Origin of the sequence: Blastococcus sp. TF02-09 (assembly GCF_003319105.1) — a bacterium.
Taxonomy (GTDB): Bacteria; Actinomycetota; Actinomycetes; order Mycobacteriales; family Geodermatophilaceae; genus Blastococcus.
In genome coordinates this window covers 1-1,431 of the sequence record NZ_QOHH01000025.1, presented here as the reverse complement: position 1 = coordinate 1,431, position 1,431 = coordinate 1, and the positions used below count along the sequence as shown (strand labels likewise).

Annotated in this window: 1 protein-coding gene; it reads left to right on the top strand. The window is 71.8% G+C overall.

Annotated elements, in window-relative coordinates; translation table 11 throughout:
• Positions 1 to 252: 252 nt before the first annotated feature.
• On the top strand, positions 253 to 1,431 hold a 1,179-nt coding region (locus tag DQ239_RS19985; protein WP_199583228.1), incomplete at its 3' end, for an ISL3 family transposase.

Sequence of the window (1,431 nt, the reverse complement as noted above, 5' to 3'; positions counted from 1 at the left end):
GGCTCTTCGTACCTGCGGTGGGTGTGAGGGACTCGCGCGTGGGAGCTGAGGCCGGGAACGGGTCGAGGCCTTCCAAGATCGGAAGCGACCAAGCTGCCCGACCGGAAGGCCTCGACGGTGTCCGAGCCTACGGCGTGCGCTCGCGCGCGCTCATGCCCTGATTCCTCCTACTGCGACCGCTGCGATCTGCTTGTCGGCCTGGACGGGTTCCACGTTCTCGAAGTCGCCGAACTCCCCGGCCAGCTGCGGGTAGTGGTCGAGTCAGCGCCCGCGCCGATGGGCTGCGTGGCCTGTGGCGTGCTGGTCGGCAGCCACGGCCGGCGCGATGTCGTGCTGATCGATGTGCCCTGCTTCGGCCGGCCGGTCGGGCTGGTGTGGCGCAAGCGGATCTGGCGCTGCACCGAGGAGGCGTGTTCCGGCAAGGCGTTCACCGAGCAGCACGACACTCTCGCCCGGCCCCGGGCGCTGCTGACCACCCGGGCGGCTTGGTGGGCGGTCGGGCTGCTGCGCCGTGAGCACGCCTCGGTCGCCGGCATCGCCCGTCAGCTGGGCACCACCTGGCGCACGGTGTGGCGGGCGGTCCGCCCACTGCTGGAGGCGATGGCCGCCGACGAGGCCCGCTTCGCCGAGGTCACCGCGCTGGGCGTGGATGAGCACATCTGGCACCACGTCTCGACCAAGCCGATCGAGGCCGGTGGTCGCGGCCCGAAGGAGCTGACCGGCATGGTCGATCTGAGCCGTGACCAGCGCGGACGTGTTCGGGCCCGGTTGCTGGACCTGGTGCCCGGTCGGTCGGGCAAGGCCTACGCCGACTGGCTGACCGCCCGCGGCGACGCGTTCCGTGCCCGGGTGCAGGTGGCCACCCTGGATCCGTTCCACGGCTACAAGAACGCCATCGACGACCGCCTGCAGGACGCCACGGCGGTGTTGGACGCCTTCCACGTCGTCAAGCTCGGCACCGACGCCGTGGACCGCTGCCGGCGCCGGGTCCAGCAGGAGATCCACGGCCACCGCGGCCGCAAGAATGACCCGCTCTACGGCATCCGGAACACGCTGCGGGCCGGCGCCGAGCACCTCACCGACCGGCAGCGGGACCGGTTGCAGACCGCGTTCGGCGCCGACGAACGACACCTGGCCGTCTGGCTCGCGTGGTCGTGCGCCCAGCAGCTGCGCGCCGCCTACCGGCACGAGCGCACCACCGAGGGCCGCAAGATCGCCGAGCGTGTGCTCGACTCCTTCCCGACCTGCCCCGTCCCCGAGATCGCCCGCCTCGGCCGCACGCTGAAGCAGTGGCGCGAGGCGTTCCTGGCCTACTTCGACACCGGCCGGGCCAGCAACGGCGGCACCGAAGCCGTAAACGGCCTCATCGAGCTCCACCGCCGCATCGCCCGCGGCTTCCGCAACCGCGACAACTACCGCCTACGCATGCTC